This is a genomic window from Rudaea sp. (assembly GCF_057139185.1).
The window spans coordinates 128646-147732 of record NZ_DBNHDN010000026.1 but is presented as its reverse complement, the minus strand read 5'-3'; the positions used below and the strand labels follow the sequence as shown (position 1 = coordinate 147732).

At 66.1% G+C, this 19087-nt stretch carries 15 protein-coding genes and 1 tRNA gene; 11 read left to right on the top strand and 5 right to left on the bottom strand.

The window, feature by feature from the left end; all coding sequences use genetic code 11:
- Nucleotides 1-7: 7 nt before the first annotated feature.
- Nucleotides 8-997 (bottom strand): VirK/YbjX family protein, encoded by a 990-nt coding sequence (locus tag AC16HO_RS09245; protein ID WP_395642779.1) that lies wholly within the window; start codon nt 995-997, stop codon nt 8-10.
- A 221-nt stretch (nt 998-1218) separates the two neighbouring features.
- On the opposite strand from AC16HO_RS09245, the gene AC16HO_RS09240 reads away from it, so the two are divergent.
- The 6 genes from AC16HO_RS09240 (at nt 1219) to AC16HO_RS09215 (ending at nt 9453) form a co-directional block, all read left to right on the top strand.
- On the top strand, nt 1219-2127 hold the full coding sequence (locus tag AC16HO_RS09240; RefSeq protein ID WP_395642778.1) for a 5'-nucleotidase: 909 nt from the start codon (nt 1219-1221) through the stop codon (nt 2125-2127).
- Nucleotides 2128-2298: 171 nt separating this feature from the next.
- The gene (gene lexA / locus AC16HO_RS09235) at nt 2299-2880 is read left to right on the top strand and encodes a transcriptional repressor LexA (protein WP_395642777.1); all 582 of its coding nucleotides are present in this window, start codon (nt 2299-2301) and stop codon (nt 2878-2880) included.
- 9 nt (nt 2881-2889) lie between these two features.
- Nucleotides 2890-3528 (top strand): translesion DNA synthesis-associated protein ImuA, encoded by a 639-nt coding sequence (imuA, locus tag AC16HO_RS09230; protein WP_395642776.1) that lies wholly within the window; start codon nt 2890-2892, stop codon nt 3526-3528.
- A gap of 9 nt (nt 3529-3537) precedes the next feature.
- Complete coding sequence (locus tag AC16HO_RS09225; RefSeq protein ID WP_395642775.1) at nt 3538-4980, top strand: Y-family DNA polymerase; 1443 nt, start codon at nt 3538-3540, stop codon at nt 4978-4980.
- Nucleotides 4981-4992: 12 nt separating this feature from the next.
- Nucleotides 4993-8100: an error-prone DNA polymerase gene (locus AC16HO_RS09220; protein ID WP_395642774.1), complete on the top strand. Its 3108-nt coding sequence runs from the start codon at nt 4993-4995 to the stop codon at nt 8098-8100.
- 336 nt (nt 8101-8436) lie between these two features.
- Nucleotides 8437-9453, top strand: a complete 1017-nt coding sequence (locus tag AC16HO_RS09215) for a nuclear transport factor 2 family protein (protein WP_484335392.1) — start codon at nt 8437-8439, stop codon at nt 9451-9453.
- Between the two features lie 254 nt (nt 9454-9707).
- Here AC16HO_RS09215 and AC16HO_RS09210 read toward each other — a convergent pair.
- Nucleotides 9708-9792: transfer RNA gene (locus AC16HO_RS09210), tRNA-Leu, on the bottom strand.
- A 248-nt stretch (nt 9793-10040) separates the two neighbouring features.
- Here AC16HO_RS09210 and rnr point away from each other — a divergent pair.
- From rnr to AC16HO_RS09190, 4 genes are read left to right on the top strand one after another with little or no spacing between them, the layout of a single operon-like run.
- A complete protein-coding gene (rnr, locus tag AC16HO_RS09205; RefSeq protein ID WP_395642763.1) occupies nt 10041-12545 on the top strand; it encodes a ribonuclease R in 2505 nt (834 codons plus the stop codon).
- Nucleotides 12542-13282 carry a 23S rRNA (guanosine(2251)-2'-O)-methyltransferase RlmB gene (rlmB, locus tag AC16HO_RS09200; RefSeq protein WP_395642762.1) on the top strand — a complete coding sequence of 247 codons (741 nt, stop codon included), beginning with the start codon at nt 12542-12544 and terminating at the stop codon, nt 13280-13282. The genes rnr and rlmB overlap by 4 nt, the downstream gene beginning before the upstream one ends.
- A gap of 14 nt (nt 13283-13296) precedes the next feature.
- Entirely contained in the window at nt 13297-13545 is a 249-nt protein-coding gene (locus tag AC16HO_RS09195; RefSeq protein ID WP_395642761.1) for a CBU_0592 family membrane protein, read from the top strand.
- Nucleotides 13546-13582: 37 nt separating this feature from the next.
- Nucleotides 13583-14098, top strand: coding sequence for a DUF1697 domain-containing protein (locus AC16HO_RS09190; protein ID WP_484335391.1), 516 nt, complete (start codon nt 13583-13585; stop codon nt 14096-14098).
- 49 nt (nt 14099-14147) lie between these two features.
- On the opposite strand, the gene cysK is transcribed toward AC16HO_RS09190, so the two are convergent.
- On the bottom strand, nt 14148-15086 hold the full coding sequence (gene cysK / locus AC16HO_RS09185; RefSeq protein ID WP_395642759.1) for a cysteine synthase A: 939 nt from the start codon (nt 15084-15086) through the stop codon (nt 14148-14150).
- Nucleotides 15087-15370: 284 nt separating this feature from the next.
- Here cysK and AC16HO_RS09180 point away from each other — a divergent pair, with 284 nt between their 5' ends.
- Nucleotides 15371-16468 (top strand): acyltransferase family protein, encoded by a 1098-nt coding sequence (locus AC16HO_RS09180; protein WP_395642758.1) that lies wholly within the window; start codon nt 15371-15373, stop codon nt 16466-16468.
- Between the two features lie 9 nt (nt 16469-16477).
- Here the strand turns inward: AC16HO_RS09180 and AC16HO_RS09175 are convergent, their stop codons facing one another.
- A complete protein-coding gene (locus AC16HO_RS09175; protein WP_395642757.1) occupies nt 16478-18700 on the bottom strand; it encodes a prolyl oligopeptidase family serine peptidase in 2223 nt (740 codons plus the stop codon).
- A 90-nt stretch (nt 18701-18790) separates the two neighbouring features.
- The gene (locus AC16HO_RS09170; protein ID WP_395642756.1) at nt 18791-19072 is read right to left on the bottom strand and encodes an FmdB family zinc ribbon protein; all 282 of its coding nucleotides are present in this window, start codon (nt 19070-19072) and stop codon (nt 18791-18793) included.
- Between the last annotated feature and the right edge of the window lie 15 nt (nt 19073-19087).

Genomic DNA, 19087 nt, shown 5'->3' with positions numbered 1-19087 from the left:
CTGCGCTTCAGGCGGCGGCGAGTGCGCCGCGGATTTCCGCGTCGACCGAATCCATCAGCGCGTAGCGACGCCGGTATTGCGCGCGTTTCTGGCTCGGGATGTCGGCGAGGTCCCGGTGCGCCGTGGCGAGGCCGAGCTCGAACACGCGTGCGTCGAGCGCCCCCGCGCCGTGGTCGCGCCAGATCGCATCGTAGCTGAGGCGGATGCGGCCCTTGCCGCGTTTGTAGCGCAGCGCGTGGCCGGCATCGGCGACCGCGAGCAGGCGCGTGGCACCGACGCTGCCCGCGACGGCGCGCGCGGCGTGCACGAGCAGCGAGAATGGCCGCAGGCCTAGCATCGCCTTGGTCGCCCGGCGGAAGGCATCCTGGCCGTCGTCGCCGTGCAGCCCCTGGATGCCGCCGATCAGCAACGCGCGCTGGTGCGCGCGCAGGGAAGGGGAAAATTCGGCGGCGTCGCCAAGAATGAAGGTGGTCGACGCGATCGGCGCGGAATCCTCGAACAGGCCGATCGAGATTTCGCCTTCCTGCCAACAGTGCGGCAAGTGCAGCAGGCGCAGTTCGTAGCGGCCGGGCGGAGTTTCGATCGCGGCCAGGCGCAAACCCGCCGGCGAATAGATCGCTGCGACGAGCGGGCGCGGAACGCGACGCAGGAACGCATCGAAATGTCCGCTGGCGAGGCCGAGGCGGGCGGCCGTGTCGCAGCCGTCGAGCGCGTAGCGATGCTGGATTTTCGCCGCGAGCAGCGGCTGGCGCGCGAGCATCGGCCGCAAAGCGGGCGCCTCGAGCAGGCGCAGCCAGGCGTCGTGCAGACGGTACCGGGCCAGCGCACGCAGCAGGAAGCGCGCGCGCTTGAGCAGGGGCTTGCGCTTGCCGGCATAGGTGCGGCGGGCGAATTCGAGCAGCGAGGCGCGCTCCTGCGAGCGCGGCGGATCGATCAGGCGCAGTGTCGGCCAGGCCGATGCGGAAGGCAGGACGGGCGCTTCGAATTCGATGGTCATCGGTAGATACGATGCACACGCGACACCGGCACCCCGGGCGGCCGGGGCCGGCAGCGTGCGCTGCAGACGTTTCTGGATTCCGCCCGTCGCGCAGGATACGCGACAGTTACAAAAAAATACACTTGGGGAGAAACTGGAACAAAACTTTACTTTTCCCGCCGTGCTCAGGTGCGGATCTGCCAACGATCGGTCGGCTCCTGGCATGGGGTAACATGCCACCCATGCCCGAAAACGAAGCCGCCGACCGTCTGATCGTCGCGATCACTTCGCGCGCGCTGTTCGACATGGCCGAAAGCCACGCGTTGTTCGAGCAGGCGGGCCTCGAGGCGTTTCATAGGTTCCAGCGCGAACGCGAGAACGACGCGCTGGTGCCCGGCATCGCTTTTCCGCTTGTGCAGAAACTGCTCAGGCTGAACCCGCCGAAACCCGAACCGCCGCGCGTCGAAGTCATCCTGCTTTCGCGCAACTCGACCGACACGGGTCTGCGCATCTTCAATTCGATCGAGCATTACGGCCTCGACATCGCGCGTGCCGCGTTCACCTCGGGCGCGGCGGTATGGCCTTATGTGCGTTCGTTCGGTGCGCAATTGTTCCTGTCGGCCAACCCGGAAAGCGTGAAAAGTTCGCTCGATGCCGGCATTGCTGCCGCAACGATCCTGCCGTCGAAGGCGCCGGCCGCATCCTCGGATCAGTTGCGCATCGCCTTCGACGGCGATGCGGTCATCTTCGGCGACGAGGGTGAGCGCGTATCGCAGGAGCACGGTATCGAGGCATTCCATCGGCACGAGGTAGAGCGTGTCGACCAGCCCCTGTCCGGCGGGCCTTTCCGCGGTTTCCTCGCCGCACTGCATCGTTTGCAGGAGGCGTTCCCCGAGGAGAACTCGCCGATCCGCACCGCGCTTGTCACCGCGCGTTCCGCGCCCGCGCACAAGCGCGTGATCCTGACCCTGCGCCACTGGGGCGTGCGTCTCGACGAGGCACTGTTCCTCGGCGGCCGCGACAAGGGGCCGTTCCTGGAAACCTTCGGCGCCGACATTTTCTTTGACGACTCCGCGCACAACGTCGAGTCCGCGCGCCGCCATGTCGCCACGGGACACGTGCCGCACGGCGTGTCGAACGAGAAGCGCTGAGCACGGTTGCTGCCTTGCCGCGCCGCTGGAGGGCGGGCGTGCGACGCGCGCCCTGCGGCATGACTTCGTGCAAAGGGCAGGCCGGCGGAAAGGCCCGGCCGATCCGGCGCGTCGCAGACGCTGCGACGAAATGTGGTATTCTTGATTTTCGTTCGGAAATCAAGAATTGCGATGAAGCAGCTTCCATCCCATGGCGGAGCCCGGCCCGGCGCCGGGCGCAAGCCCGGTTCGAACCGCTACGGCGAGCCGACGACTCCGGTTCGCGTTCCGCAAAGCCGCCTCGCCGCCGTCCGCTTCTATCTCGACGAATGCGCGGCCGGAAAGCGGATGCGCCTTTCCGCTGCCGCCAACGACGCGTTCGCTCCGCCATTCCTGAACCTTCCTCTGATCGGCCGCGTCGCCGCCGGCCAACCCATCGGTGCCGATGCGCAGGTCGAACGCGAGATCGCGATCGATCGCCACCTGTTCCGTCCGCGTCCGGATTTCCTCCTGCGCGTCGAGGGCATGAGCATGCGCGACGCCGGCATCCTCGATCGCGACCTGATCGCGGTGCATCGCACGCCCGAGGCACGCAACGGCCAGATCGTCATCGCGCGCATCGACGGCGAGATCACCGTCAAGGAATTCCGGCGCACGCGCTCGCGCATCACGCTGCTGCCGGCCAATCCCGACTTTGCGCCGATCGAGGTCGATCCGCAGGCAGATGACTTCGCGATCGAAGGCCTTTACGTCGGCGTGATCCGCCTGCCGTAGACATTGCGCATGAGCGTCCTGGCCGCCATCCCCGATTCCGCGATCGATGCGGTGCTGCGTGATCCGCGCGTCTGGCGTGGCGCGGCGAACGAGCACGAGGTCGCGTGCGTGCCATCCGGACATGCCGCGCTCGATGCAATCCTGCCGCATCGCGGCTGGACCCAGGGCGCTATGACCGAGATCCTGTTCGACGCGGATGGCACCGGCGAGCTTGCGCTCGTCCTGCCGGCGCTGGCACGACTGACCGGGCAAAAGCGCCACGTCGTTCTCGTCGCGCCGCCCTACCTGCCGTATGCGCCAGCCTTGTTCGTCAGCGGCATCGACCTTGGCTACCTGCATTGCGTGGAGGCGAGCGCGGATGCCCAGGCGTCGTGGGCCGCCGAACAATGCCTGCGCTCGGGCGTCTGCGCGGCGGTGCTGTGCTGGCCGCGCCAGGCGACGGATCGCACGCTGCGCCGCCTGCAGGTCGCGGCCGAATTCGGCAACGCGCTCGGCTTTGCCTTCCGTCCCGCGCGTGCTGCGGCGAACCCTTCGCCTGCACCGACGCGCATCCGCCTGCAGGCGGGCGAGGGCACGCATCTGCGCATCCTCAAATGTCGTGGCGCCAATCCGCCCGCGCGTTCGATCCCGTTGCGGCAGGCCGGGTAGGGGATACCGATGCTTTGGGCGGCCTTGCTGTTGCCACGTCTCGGACTCGATGCGCTCGCGCGCAGCGTGCCGGATGCGGATGCGCGCATGCAGCAGCTCGCGTTGGTCTCGCGCGACCAGGCATGTCCGCTGATCGTCGATGCGATGCCGCGCGTGCGTGAAGCCGGCGTGCGCCGCGGGCAGACTCTGGCCGCGGCGCAGGCGCTGTTTCCAGCACTGAAAACCGCAGTACGCGATCCCGCGCAGGAATGCCGGCTGCGCGAACTGCTCGCCGGCTGGGCCTACGGTTACAGCTCGCAGGTGAGCTTGCGCGAGGACGATGCGATCCTGATCGAGGTCGGCGGCAGTTTTTCGCTGTTCGGCCCGTGGCCGCGGCTGGAGCGGCGCTGGCGCGAGGAGCTGAACGCTCTCGGCATCACGCATCGGCTCGCCGTTGCGCCGACCGCGCTTGGCGCGCTCGCGCTCGCACGCGCGCAGGATGGTGCGCTCGTCGGCAACGCGGCAACGCTGCGCCAGGCACTGGATGCATTGCCGATCGGGCATGCACGCCTCGACCCGCTCGTGGTCGAGGCGCTGCGCGGCATGGGCCTCTCGCGCCTGCGCGAAGTCTACGCATTGCCGCGCGCCGGCTTGATCCGCCGTTTCGGCGCCGCGCTTGCCGAGCATCTCGACCGCCTGCGCGGCGCGGCGCCGGATCCGTTGCCGCTGTATCGCCCGCCCGACCGTTTCCACGCACGCATGGAATTCGATCACGAGATCGAGTCGAGCGAAACGTTGCGTTTTCCGCTGCATCGTCTGGTCGGCGATCTTTGCGCCTTCCTGACCAGCCGTGACGGCGGCGTGCAACAACTCGCGATCGTGCTCGAACACGACCCGCTGCAGTTCAGGCAGCGCGCGCCGACGCGGCTGGCGATCGGCCTGCAGTCGCCGCAGCGCGACGCGCGCACGATCTTCGAACTTTGCCTGCTGCGCCTGCAGGCAAGCCCGGTTCCCGCGCCGGTGCGCGCGCTCGGCGTGCAGGCCGAGAACCTGCCGCCGTTCGTACCGCTGGCGCGCGACCTGTTCGACGAAGCGCGCGGCGCGCAATTGGACTGGCCGCAACTGGCCGACCGGCTGCACAACCGGCTCGGCGCCGATGCGGTGTACGCGCTCGCGGTGGCCGACGATCCGCGTCCCGAACATGCCTGGCGCAAACGCTCAATCGCGCCAGCCGCAGCCCCCGTGCGCCGGCCCGGACCACGCCCGGGCTGGCTGCTGCGCCGACCGCTGCCGTTGCGCGGTGAGCCGAAGCGCATCCTCGCCGGCCCCGAGCGCATCGAAGCGGGTTGGTGGGACGGAGGTGACCTGCGCCGCGACTACTACGTGATCGAAACGCAGCAAGGCCAGCGCGCCTGGGCATTTCGCGGCATCGGCGGCGAAGCGCCGTGGCTGCTGCACGGATGGTTCGCGTGAGATTCCGCCGGCATGAATACCGCGCCCGAATACGCCGAGCTGCATTGCCTGTCGAATTTCTCGTTCCAACGCGGCGCCTCGACCGCGCTGGAACTGTTCGAGCGCGCGGCTAAGCTCGGCTACCGCGCGCTCGCGATCAGCGACGAATGCAGTCTCGCCGGCATCGTGCGCGCGCTGGAAGCGTCGCGCGAAACCGGAGTCGCACTGATCGTCGGCAGCGAGATCCATCTCGACGATGGCCTCAAGCTCGTCCTGCTTGCGCCGAATTTCGCCGCCTACCAGTCGCTCTGCGCGCTGATCACGCGGGGGCGGCGCGAGGCGAAGAAGGGCGGATATGCGTTGCGCCGTGCGGATGTCGCCGCGCATGCGCATGGCCTGCTCGCCCTGTGGATTCCCGGCGAAACCCCGGCACCGGATGATGCAGAGTGGATAAAACGGCATTTTCCACAACGTGCCTGGCTGGCGGTCGAACTGCATTGTGGCGCGGACGACGCCGCGCGCCTGCGCCAGCTGCTCGACTTTGCCGCCCGTCACGAATTGCCCGCCGTCGCCGCGGGCGACGTGCACATGCACGTGCGCCGCCGGCGTGCGTTGCAGGACATGCTGACCGCGATCCGCCACCACACGACGCTGCGCGCCGGCAGCGGCCACCTGTTCGCGAACGGCGAACGCCACCTGCGCCGGCGCGAGGCGCTGGCCGAACTTTATCCACGCGAGCTGCTCGCGGAAACACTGCGCATCGCGGCGCGCTGCACGTTCGACCTGAAGCGCGATTTGAAGTATGCGTATCCGGGCGAGATCGTGCCGCGCGGGCATACGCCGACAACCTGGCTGCGGGATCTGGTCGAACAGGGCATCCGCTGGCGCTGGCCCGAAGGCGAAGGCGCCGCCGCGCGCGCGCAGATCGAGATGGAACTCGCGTTGATCGCCAAGCTCGGATACGAGTCGTACTTTCTCACTGTCAGCGACATCGTGAACTTTGCGCGCGGCAAAGGAATTCTCTGCCAGGGGCGTGGATCGGCGGCCAATTCCGCGGTGTGCTTTTGCCTCGGCATCACCGCGGTCGATCCGCAGCGCTCGAAGCTGGTTTTCGGCCGTTTTTTGTCGGAGGAACGCGGCGAGCCGCCCGATATCGACGTCGACTTCGAGCATGAACGGCGCGAGGAGGTCATTCAATACATCTACGCCAAGTACGGCCGCGACCGCGCAGCGCTGGCGGCAACGGTGATCAGCTACCGGACCCGGAGCGCACTGCGCGACGTCGCCCGCGCGCTCGGATTCTCCGCCGATCAGGTCGCCCAACTGAGCCGCTCGATCTCGGTACACGACGACGGGGAGACCATGGCCGCACACCTGGCCGAGGCTGGCTTCGACCCGGCCGCGCCGATGCTGCGGCGAGCGCTCGTGCTTGCGCGCGAACTGCACGGATTTCCGCGCCACCTTTCCCAGCATGTCGGCGGCTTCGTCATCTGCGATGCGCCTTTGCACACGCTCGTGCCGGTCGAGAACGCGGCAATGGCCGGGCGCACGATCATCCAGTGGGACAAGGACGACCTCGACACGATGGGCCTGCTCAAGGTCGACTGTCTCGCGCTGGGCATGTTGACCTGCATCCGCAAATGCCTCGATCTGCTGCGTGCGCATCGTGGCCGCGATCTGACGATGGCCACGATTCCGAAGGAAGACGCCGCCACCTACGCGATGATCCAGCGCGCCGACACGGTCGGCGTGTTCCAGATCGAGTCGCGTGCGCAGATGGCGATGCTGCCGCGATTGAGGCCGAAGGAGTTCTACGACCTGGTCATCGAGGTCGCGATCGTGCGGCCCGGGCCGATTCAGGGCGACATGGTTCATCCGTACCTGCGCCGGCGACAGGGCAAGGAAGCGGTGAGTTATCCGTCGCCCGAGATCCGCGGCGTGCTGGAACGCACGCTCGGCGTGCCGCTGTTCCAGGAACAGGTCATGCAGATAGCCGTCGTCGCTGCCGGCTTCACCCCGGGTGAGGCGGACGAGCTGCGACGTTCGATGGCCGCGTGGAAGCGCCGCGGCGGATTGGAACACCTGCGCGAACGTTTGCTCGGCGGCATGGCGAGTAGGGGTTATCCGCACGATTTCGCCGAACGCATATTCGAGCAGATGAAAGGCTTCGGCGACTACGGCTTTCCCGAATCGCACGCGACGAGTTTCGCCAAGATCGCCTACGATTCGAGCTGGCTCAAATGCCACGAGCCCGCCGCATTCGCCTGCGCGCTGTTGAATTCCCAGCCGATGGGCTTCTATTCGGCGAGCCAGATCGTGCAGGACCTGCGCCGCCACGGCGTGCGGGTGCTGCCGGTGGACGTGCGCTGCAGCGGATGGGATTCCTCGCTGGAATCCTTCGACACGCCGCGCGCGGCGGAAGCGGTGCGTGCGCAGCCGGCATTGCGCCTGGGCTTGCGCGAGGTGCGCGGGTTCGGCGAAGACGCGGCCCGGCGCATCGAAACCGTGCGCAGGCAGGCAGCGTTCACTTCGATCGTCGACCTGTGCGCGCGCGCGCAGCTTGATCGGCGCGCGCAGGGTCTGCTCGCGCAGGCCGACGCCTTGCGCGGTCTTGCCGGCCACCGGCATCGCGCGCGCTGGGCGATCGCCGGCGTCGAGGCGAACCTGCCGCTGTTCGGTCGCGACAGTCCGGCCGAAGCGCGAGTCGTGCTGCCACCGCCCGGCATCGATGCATCCGTTCTCGCCGATTACGCGAGCACGGGCCTGACCCTGGGGCCGCATCCCGTCGCTCTCGTGCGCAGGCAACTGCGCGCGCAGCGCTGCCGTCGTTCGGCCGAATTGCGCGAAATCACGGGAACCCGGCCCGTGCGCGCAGCCGGCCTCGTGATCGGCCGCCAACGCCCGCAGACCGCGAGCGGACTCACCTTCGTCACGCTCGAGGACGAGGACGGGCAGATCAACGTCATCGTTCGTCTCGCGCTGGCCGAACGCCAGCGCCGTGCGTTCCTCGAGTCGCGCCTGCTGCTCGTCGACGGCCTGCTCGAATCGGTCGAAGGCGTGCAGCACCTGATCGCCGAGAACCTGCGGGATCTCAGCTCGCTGCTCGCCGGACTCGCGGCGCATTCCAGGGATTTCAGATAGCGCGACGTCATCGACCGCGAAACGAGTTTGCCGGATGCGGACTGGTTTGCGGATGCTTGTGGCTTCCAGTTGCGAAAAACCTCGCACGCCAACGACAGATGCGTTGGACATGCCGTGTACTTCGGGCGCCGGCGATGCGCTGAATTCGCTGCGTGCATCCCCAAAAACGGATGAGCTTGGCCAGTCGACCCTCCTTGCAACGTCCGTGAGCGCTTGATCGACGGGATCCGCAGCATTCGGCGCAGCACGCCACGAAGACGTTCGATCCGTGTCGGCAACCCTTCGGCAGCGCTTGGCGCGCTTTCGGACCGGGGCACACGCGAGTATGCTGCGCCCATGATGCGATTCGTCGCCAGAGACTTGAGGCTTGAGCTTGAATTGCGCTTGACCAACAGGAGACGATTCATGAGCGTGCGCCAAGCTGTCGTTTTGCCATCGGCGATCCTGCTTGCCCTCTCGCTGCACGCCGGGGACACGTTCGCCGATACCGCAGCCGCACCAGCGCAAGGGACAGCGAGCGCCGGCTCGCTTGACGCTACCCTGATCGCGCTCGACAGAAGCGCTTACGACGCCTGGAAGACCAGGAATGCGAAGTTCTGGGATACTTTTCTCGCCGACGGGTTTGCCGGCTGGGGAGCGGTGGGCAGGCTCGACAAGGCGGCAGCGAAAAAGGAGTACACGGGCGCCGATTGCGAGATCAAGAGCTTCGGGCTGTCCAACGGGCAGGCAAGGCTGCTCGGCAAGGGGGTGGCGCTGATCACCTACGTGGCCAGCGTCGACGGTTCGTGCGCCGGTCAGAAAGTGCCTGCGGACAGTCGGGCGGCGAGTGTATACGTGCGCGATGGTGCTCGCTGGAAGGGGGCTTTCCATGCCGGCGATACCATCGTCGATCCGAAAGCGGCGCCCGCATCCTCAGCGGGAACGATAAAAGCGGAGGCCAATGACACCGATCTGACCGAACGCGACGCCCGCACCAACGCCATGCTCGCGGTCGAGAAGAGACTCTGGGAGGCCTGGAGGTTGCACGACGCCGAGAAGATGGCTGCGGAGATGGCCAGGGAAATTTCGTTCGTCGATATTTTCGGTACCTATTTCCCGACCAAGGCCGAAGGATTGAAAGCCTGGTCAGGGTCGGCAGCCGGATGCGATGTCAGCCATATCGCGTTCACCGATGCGGCGGGCAGGATGCTTTCGCCGACGGTCGGCTTCATTACCTTCAAAGCGCAGGCCGACGGTACCTGTTTCGGCCAGAAAATCGGACCGATCTGGAGCTCGTCGTTCTACGTCAAGGACGGCGACGCGTGGAAGTGGACGTTTGGCATCAACATACCCGGGCGAGTGCACCGCGGCTAGACGCCGTTGCCCCGGGTTTCTCCTCGTCTGACTGCGCAGGGCACGCCACGACGTTTGATGCGCAGATTTGGTTGGCGGTCGCCATTGCGCTCGATGCCGCGCACGTCGGGCGCGGCATCGAGCCGCCTCGGGCGATTTCGACAGTCGTGCGCGCGTCTGCGGCGCCGCAACCTGCGAAAAACAGAAAACCCCGCATCGGGGCGGGGTTCTCGGGTATCTTCGTGGTGAAGATGGGAGTCGTTTGACTCTGCAAGTGGTGCCCAGGAAAGGACTCGAACCTTCACGGTTTTACCCGCTAGTACCTGAAACTAGTGCGTCTACCAATTCCGCCACCTGGGCAAGGTGCGCTCGCCGGTTCCCGCTCGCGAGAGCCGCGCAAGATACCGCCGCGCGCCGCGACTGTCAATTGTTGTTGTCCCGGCGATGGGTGTTGGGCCGGCACGCAGCGTTCGTATCGACCCTGTGCGCGACTCGACGCCGCGTACAATAGCGAGAGCTGCTCTTTGCGGTGGCGATTCCGGACCTGTCAGGATGCCCGGGCGCCAGCGGCCGCGCGCAGTTACCCAGTGGTCAATCAAGGGTTGCATTTGAAGAAGAAAAATCCCGCCGCGTCCAAACGCGGCACGACAAGCACCAAGCTGCCGGGCTGGCTGCCCGACGTGGCCAATGCCGGGTCGTCTACCGGCCGCGGTGCAAAGCCGACGTCGAAACGCCCCGGTTTTCTGCCGGAGTTTCCCGGTGCGCCTGCCGGCAAACCGGCGAGACCGCCGAAAGACGAGGTCGGCCCTGCCGTACGCGCTGCGAAACCGGGCATGCCCCCGGCAAGGAAATTCGCGGCAGCGAAGCCGTCGAGGAAGAAGTCCGCGTCCGATCCGCAGGCAGAGCGCGAGGCGCAGCGCTACGAATTTCCGATCCCGAGTCGCGAGGCGATCCTCGCCTTCCTCAACGACAGCGGCCAGTTGCTGAGTGCGGAGAACCTCGCGCGCGGCCTCGGGCTTTCGCAGCCGCGCGATTTCGACGCGCTGACCAAGCGCCTGGCCGCGATGCTGCGCGACGGCCAGTTGCTGCAGAACCGCCGCGGTGCCTACGGCGTGGCGAGCAAGCTCGACCTGATCCCCGGTGCGATCATCGCCAATGCCGAAGGCTTCGGCTTCCTGCGTCCGGATGCGGGCGGCGACGACATCTATCTGTCGCCGTTGGAGATGCGCAAGGTGCTGCACGGTGACCGCGCGTTGATCAGCATCGTCGGCGTCGACCGGCGCGGGCGCAAGCAAGGCGCGATCTGCGAAGTGCTGGAACGCCGCGCCTCGCGCCTGGTCGGGCGCATCGTGGTCGACAATGGCGTTGTCGTCGTCGCGCCGGACGACCGGCGCATGCATCAGGACATCCTGATTCCTCCCGGCAAGGATCGCGGCGCGCGCTCGGGCCAGATCGTCGTCGCCGAGATCACCCAGCCGCCGACCGCGCAGCGCGGCCCGATCGGCGAAGTGGTCAGCGTGCTCGGCGAGCGGCTGACGCCTTCGATCATCGTCGAGATGGCGATCGCGGGGCATGGCCTGCCGCAGGAATTTCCCGAGCAGACGTTGCGCGAAGCGGCGCAGGTCGAGCCGGAGGTCACGCGCGAGGAAATCAAAGGTCGCGTCGATCTGCGCAAACTGCCGCTGGTCACGATCGACGGCGAGGACGCGCGTGATTTCGACGATGCGGTGTTCGCCGAGAAGGCGACCGGCGGATTTCGCCTCGTGGTCGCGATCGCCGACGTTTCGCATTACGTGCGCCCCGGCAGCGCGCTCGATGACGAAGCGGTGAAGCGTTCGACCTCGGTGTATTTTCCCGGCTTCGTCGTGCCGATGTTGCCGGAAACGTTGTCGAACGGCATCTGCTCGCTCAACCCCAAGGTCGAGCGTCTGTGCATGGTCTGCGACATGCACGTGAGCTACTCGGGCGAGGTGTCGAAGACGAAGTTCTATCCGGCGGTGATGCGCTCGCATGCGCGCCTCACCTACACGCGTGTCTGGCAGGCGCTCGGCGAGAACGATGCCGATGCGCGCCAGGAACTCGCCGACGTGCTGCCGCAACTGGAGACGCTGCATCAGCTTTACTCGATTCTCGCCAAGGCGCGGCAGCGTCGCGGCGCGATCGATTTCGAAAGCGTGGAAGTGAAGTTCCGTCTCGCCGCCTCGGGCGAGGTTGTGCAGCTCGGTGCCGAACCGCGCAACGATGCGCACAAATTGATCGAGGAATGCATGATCGCGGCGAATGTCGAGGCGGCGAAGTTTCTCGACAAGGCGAAGATTCCCGCGTTGTTTCGCGTGCACGCACCGCCGCCAGATTCCAAATACGAGGACCTGCAGGAATTTCTTCTCGAATTCGGCCTGCGCATGCCGCCGCATGCGCAGGTTCAGCCCGGAGACTTCTCCAACCTGCTCAAGGAAATCCGCAAGCGCCCCGACGCTGGCCTGATCCAGTCGGTGCTGCTGCGTTCGCAGTCGCTTGCGGTGTACAGCCCGCAGGACTCCGGCCATTTCGGTCTCGCGCTCGAGCATTATGCGCATTTCACTTCGCCGATCCGGCGCTATCCCGACTTGCTCGTGCATCGCGCAATCCGTTACGCGCTGTCGCGCGGCAAGGCTCAGGACTATACCTACAGCGCCAACGACATGACTTCGCTCGCAACGCATTGCTCGCACAACGAACGCCGCGCCGACGAAGCCGAGCGCGACGTCGACGAGCGCTACAAATGCGCGTGGATGGAGAAGCATGTCGGCAGCGAATTCGACGGCATCGTCTCCGGCGTCACCTCGTTCGGCCTGTTCGTCGAATTGACCGAGTCGCAGGTGTCGGGGCTGGTCCACATCACCCAGTTGCCGAACGACTACTATCACTTCGACCCCGTGCGTCATCTGCTCAGCGGCGAGCGGCGCGGCTTGCAGTTTCGCCTGGGCGATGCCGTGCGCATCCAGGTGCTGCGCGCGAGCATGGAGGACCGCAAGATTGACTTCCGCCTCGTGCAGAAGCAGGAAGCGAAGCCGGTCGCCGCGCAACCGGCACAAGTCGACGCGGCCAGACCCGCCAGGAAGAAACGCAAATGAGCGGCGAATTGCTGTTTGGCATCCATTCCATTGATGCCGCACTGACCAACGATCCGAAGAATATTCTTGAACTCTACTTCGAGTCCGACAGCCAGAACGCGCGCGTCAAGGAACTCTCCGAGAAGGCGCGCGAACTCGGCCTGAAGCCGCACGCGCGCCCGCGCGACGCGCTGGACCGCATGACCGGCGGCGCGCGCCATCAGGGCGCGGTCGCGCGCTATCGTGCACCGCCGCCGCGTACCGAGAAGGAGTTGTACGAACTGGTGGAGAACGCGGCGAGGGACACGCTGATCCTCGTGCTCGACGGCGTCACCGATCCGCACAATCTCGGCGCCTGCCTGCGCAGTGCCGAGGCGGCCGGCGTCACCGCGGTGGTCGTGCCGAAGGACCGCGCGGCCGGCATCACGCCGACGGTGCGACGCGCGTCCAGCGGCGCGGCCGATCGTGTCGCGTTCTTCGCCGTGACCAACCTCGCGCGCACGCTGAAGGCGCTCAAGGAAAGCGGCGTGTGGCTGGTCGGTCTCGCCGGCGAATCGGCGCAGGATTTGTACAAGCTCGACCTGAAGGGTCCGCTTGCCATCGTCATGGGCAGCGAGGGCGAGGGCATGCGCCGGCTCACCGGCGAGGCCTGCGACTTCCTGGCGAAGATTCCGATGCGCGGCGGCGTGGAAAGCCTCAACGTGTCGGTTGCGACCGGCGTGGCCTTGTTCGAAGCACTGCGCCAGCGCGCATCCTGAGTGGGCAACGAAACATGGCGTGGTACGACTGGGTAGGAATGATCGGTGTGGTCATAACCCTGGCCGCCTTCCTGCTGCTGCAGGCCGGAAAGCTGCACGGCACGGGCTTCGTATATCAGGCGATGAACGCGATCGGCGCCGCGGCCGTGGTGCTGTCGCTGCTTTACGAGTTCAACCTGTCGGCCTTCATCGTCGAATCCGCGTGGGTGGCCATCAGCATCTACGGCATGGTACGTGGCTGGCGGCGGCGTCAGATGGAATGACGACGATGCGGGCGGCCCGGGGTTGTGGAGAAACGATGTGACGCGTTATGTAGCCTTCTTGCGTGGCGTCAGCCCGATGAACGCGAAGATGGCCGAGTTGAAGCGCTGTTTCGAGGCGGCCGGCTTCGACAACGTCACGACGGTGCTTGCCAGCGGCAACGTCGCGTTCGATGCGCGCGCCGGAACGGAGCTGGCCCTTGCGCGTCGGATTGAGGCCGCGATGACGAGGGATCTCGATCGCGCGTTCTACACGATCGTGCGTTCGACCGAAGCGCTGCGCGTGCTGGTCGCAACCGATCCGTACAAGGCGTTCCGTGTACCGGCGGGCGCGAAACGCGTGGTCACGTTTCTGCGTGAGCCGCCCAAGGCAATGGTTGCGCTGCCCGCGGAGGTCGATGGCGCGCGCATCCTCGGCATCGCCGGCGCCGAGATATTCACCGCCTATGTGCCGCAGCCGGGCAATCCGGTGTTCATGCGTCTGATCGAGAAGACGTTCGGCGGCGAAGTGACCACGCGCACCTGGGATACCGTGAAGAAGTGCGCGGCGGTTTGAACTCCGCCGTGCGCCGGGCTCCGGCGAATGCGCGTCGAAGTGCCCCCGGTCACGCCTCGTCCGAACCCTCGTTGACGCCCTCGAACAGGAACGTCGACAGGTAGCGTTCGCCCGTGTCGGGCAGCATTGCGAGGATCACGTCGCCCTGTTTGGCTTGCCTGGCGACCTCGAGCGCGGCGGCGAACGTGCCGCCCGAGGAGAGGCCGCAGAAGATGCCTTCCTTCTTCGCCAGTTCGCGCGCGGTGTCGCGCGCGACGACTTCGTCGACCGGAAGAATCTGGTGCGCGACGTTCTTGTTGAGTACCGCCGGCACGAAGTCCGGCGTCCAGCCCTGGATTTTGTGCGGCTTCCATTCCTTGCCCGAAACAAGCGCGGCGGTGGCCGGCTCGGTCAGCACGATCCTGGTGTCGGGGCGCGCGAGGCGGATGATTTCGCCTGCACCCGTGGCCGTGCCGCCCGTACCCCAGCCGGTGACGAACCAATCGAGGCGTTTGCCGGCGAAATCCTGGACGATCTCGGCGCCGGTCGTGTTGCGGTGGAACGACGGGTTCGCCTCGTTGTCGAACTGGCGCGTGAGGAAGGCACCATGCTTCTCGGCGTACTCGCGCGCGATGCGCACCATGCCGGTGCCGCGCTCCGCCGCGGAGGTGAGGATCACCTTCGCGCCGAACGCGCGCATCAGCTTGCGACGCTCGACCGAGAACGTTTCGGTCATGAAGGCAACGAACGGATAGCCTCTCGCCGCGCACACCATCGCCAGCGCGACGCCGGTGTTGCCGCTGGTCGCTTCGACCACCATCTGGCCCGGCTTGAGCGTACCCTTGGCCTCGGCATCGAGGATGACCGCGAGGGCGAGGCGGTCCTTGACCGAACCGCCGGGATTGAACGCTTCGACCTTGACGTACATATCCACGCCCGCAGGCGCCAGGCGGTTGATGCGCACGATGGGCGTGCGGCCGATGGTGTCGAGGATGCTGTTGTAGATCATGGCGGGGCCTGTTTGCGAGCAAGCGATGAGTATAGAGCGGTATGAACCGGAGCAATGCCCCTTCGCGACAGCCGAAAGGCATAACCATATTCCTCCGCTCTGCAAACCGTGGCGCGACCAGCGGGGCGGGCGAAGAACCGGCCCTGCGTCGGCCGCGGGGTTCGATTTACAATGCGCGTTCCATCGCCACCGCGCAAGTCTGTACGCCGCATGCAATCCGCGTTCCGTAAACCACATCGAGTCGTGTCGAACCGCATCGATGCCAGCCGTAGCGGCGGCGACTGATGGGTGAGACGAGACGCTTCGGCCTCGACGTCTGGCGCGCGCTGGCCATCCTGCTGGTCCTCGCCGGGCATGCGAGTTTTTTTTTCCTGCCGCTGACCCGCGAACTCGACGCCTGGTACGGCTTTGCATTCCTCGGCGTCGAGCTGTTCTTCGTGCTCAGCGGGTTCCTGATCGGGGGCATCCTGATCGGCGAGTTCCGGGCGGAATCGTTCCGCCTGCGCCGGTTCTGGATCCGACGCTGGCTGCGCACTCTGCCGAACTACTTCCTGTTCCTCGCGTTGAACATCGTGCTCTATCGCCTGTTGTTCGGCGGCTGGCCGCAGTTCGGCCTGTTCCTGGTGTTTCTGCAGAATTTCGCCTGGCCGCACCCGCCGTGGTTTTCGGAAGCCTGGAGCCTGTCGGTCGAGGAGCTGTTCTACGTGATTGCGCCGCTCACGGTGCTCGCGGTCGGACGCATGTCGGGGCTGCGCGTCGGCATCGTGGCATGGCTGCTGTTCGCGATTGCCCTGGTCAGCGCGATACGCGTTGGCTACGTGCTGCACTACGATCCGGCCTGGGATTCCGGCGTGCGCAAGATCGCGCTGTTGCGTCTGGATGCGTTCATCTATGGCGTACTCGCGGCCTGGTTCTGCGGCGTACGCGGCATCGATGCGCGGGCGCGCGGCTTGCTCGCGCTGGCCGGCATTGGCGGCATGGTCGCGGCCGCGCTGGTGTTCTTCCTGTCCGCGCGCGATCACGGTTTTTTCGCACGCACCTTTCTGTTCAATCTCATCCCGGCCAGCCTCGCCGCGGGGCTGCCGCTGGCGGCGGGGTGGCGTGCCGCGAAGACGCCCGCGCTCGTGCGCGCCTGCGTCGGCCGCATCGCGCTGTGGTCGTATTCGCTCTACCTGTGCCAACTCGCGGTGATGCGCGGCATGTCGTTGTTGCCCTGGCAGGCGTCGACGCCACTGCAATGCGTGCTCGGTGCCGCGGGATTCGTCGCGGCATCGCTCGTATGCGCGGCGTTCGTCCATCACTTCTTCGAATCGCCGATCCTGCGTTGGCGCGACCGCATCACCGGCCATGCTCGCGCCGGCGGCGTGGCCCCGGCCGCGTAGCTGCCCGCCTCAGCGCGCGAGGTTCATCGCCTTGAGGATGAAGGCGTAGACGTCGGCGACTTCGTCGATCTGCATCGTCGTCGGCTTGCCCTGGCCGTGGCCGGCGCGCGTTTCGATGCGGATCAGCCTGGGCTTGCCTTGTGGATTGGCCGCTTGCATCGTCGCGGCAAACTTGAAACTGTGCGCGGGGAAGACGCGGTCGTCGTGGTCGCCGGTCAAAATCAATGTTGCCGGATAGTCGATGCCGGGTTTGACGTTGTGCAGTGGCGAGTAGGCGTACATCGCCTTGAATTGATCCACGTTGTCGACCGAGCCGTAGTCCGACTCCCAGGCCTTGCCGATCGTGAAGTCGCGAAAGCGCAGCATGTCGAGCACGCCCACCTGCGGAATGGCTGCGGCGAACAGGTCGGGGCGTTGCAGTTCTGTCGCCGCGACCAGCAGGCCGCCGTTCGAGCCGCCGCGAATCGCGAGTTTTGCGGGTGAGGTGATCTTCTGCGCGATCAGATATTCCGCCGCGGCGATGAAGTCGTCGAACACGTTCCGCTTGCGCGTCTGTATGCCGGCCTCATGCCAGTCGCGCCCGTATTCGCCGCCGCCGCGCAGGTTGGCGACCGCGTAGACGCCGCCGAGATCCAGCCATGCCGCGACGGCGGGAGAGTAGCCCGGCTGGATCGGGACGTTGAATCCGCCATAGCCATAGAGAATGGTGGGGTTCGTGCCGTCGAGCTTGATACCCTTGCGTGCGGTGACGAAGATCGGCACGCGCGTGCCGTCGCGGCTGGTGTAGAACGCCTGCCGGGTTTCATACCCGGCAGAATCGAACGCGGTTTTCGGCGCGCGCCAGACGCCGCCGCTCGCAGCGCTCAGGTCGTAGCGATACACCGCGGGCGGTGTGGTGAAACTCGAGAAGACATAGAAGGCCGACTGGTCGCGCGGACGCCCGCTGAAGTTCGACGCGGTGCCGAGGCCGGGCAGGGCGATCTCGCCCAGCGACTTGCCCTTGAGATCGAACCTGCGCACGACGCTGTGCGCGTCCTGCATGTACACCGCGACGAGGCTGCGGTTGACGATGCGCGCGCCCTGCAGGGTGTCTTTCGCCTGCGGCACGATTTCCTTCCAGGCCGTCCTGTCCGGGTTGTCCACGTCGATCGCGACGATGCGATAGCGCGGCGCATCGGCGTCGGTGAGGAAGTAGAGCGTGTTCCTGGTGCTGCCGAGAAATTGATAGGTGGCGTCCCAGTTACCGATCATGGTTTCGACCGGCGTCACTACCGATTCGCTCCGGATCTTCTTGCCTTGCATGTTGCGCACATTCGGCCCCGGGACGTTCGCGTGCGCGACCTTCTTCTTTTCGCCCTTCTGCCGGTAGGGCTTGGCCAGATCGCGGTAGAGCACGAGGTTTTTCGGCTCGGTGCCGCGGGTCACGAGGATCACCAGCCAGCGGCCGTCGTCGCTGACTTCGCCCTGGAAGCGCCAGTCGGGCTGGCTCTGGTCCTGGTGAATCAGAAGATCTTCGTCCTGATCCTCGCCAAGGCGATGGAAATACAGTTTCTGCAACGTGTTCGCGGCCTTGAGCGAGTTGCCGGCCGGTTCGTCGTAGCGGGAGTAGAAGAACCCCGTGCCGTCACGACGCCAGCTCGCGCTGGAAAACTTGACCCACTTGAGCACGTCGTCGGTGGGTTTGGCCGTGTCGACGTCGAGCACATGCCATTCTTCCCAGTCGGAACCGCCGGAGGAAAGGCCGTAGGCGACGTATTTGCCGTCATCGCTGACGCTCCATTGCTTGAGTGCGACCGTGCCGTCCTTCGACAGCGTGTTCGGATCGAGCAGCAGCCGCGGCGCGGCGTCGAGTGCGTCGGCCACGTAGAGCGCGGCCTGGTTCTGCAGGCCGTCGTTGCGCGTATAGAACCAGCGTTCGCCGTATTTCTGCGGCGTGCTGGTGCGTTCGTAGTTCCACAATTGCTTGAGGCGTTGCTTGATGCGGTCACGACCGGGTATCGCCTCGAGGAAACCCGAGGTCAGTTTGTTCTCGGCGTCGATCCAATTGCGCGTGTCGCGGCTGTCGAGGTCCTCCAGCCAGCGGTACGGATCAGCCACCTGGACGCCGTGATAGATGTCGACCTGCGCATCTTTCCTTGCAGCGGGGTAGACGAGGTCGGCGGCGCTGGCGCAGTCGGTATTCGCACAGAAAACGGCGGCGGCGATCAGGGCCGGTATTGCAATGGGGCGCATCGAATCTCCTGGCCCATGCGCGTCATTCCCGCCAGCGCGGGAGTGACGGCGTGGAAGTGTCGGACAAACCCGAAGTGTAGCCGACGCAGCTCAATCCCCGCTGATGTACTTCGGCCCGTTGCCCGCGGTCTTCTCGTACACGCCTTTGCCGGCGCGGCGGTACTGGGTGAAGCCCTTGGCCGTGACGTTGCTCTCCTTGAGCACATGCGCGTTGCCGATCGCCACGTTCGGCGCGCTGATGATGCGCTTGACCGGTGCGCCGCACTGCGGGCACAAGGTCAGTTCGGGGTCGCTGAGCTTCTGGCGCACATCGAAATGCGCTTCGCAATGGGCGCAACCCTTGTCGGCGGCGGCGTATTCGTAGATCGGCATGGCCTGTCGGTGAAT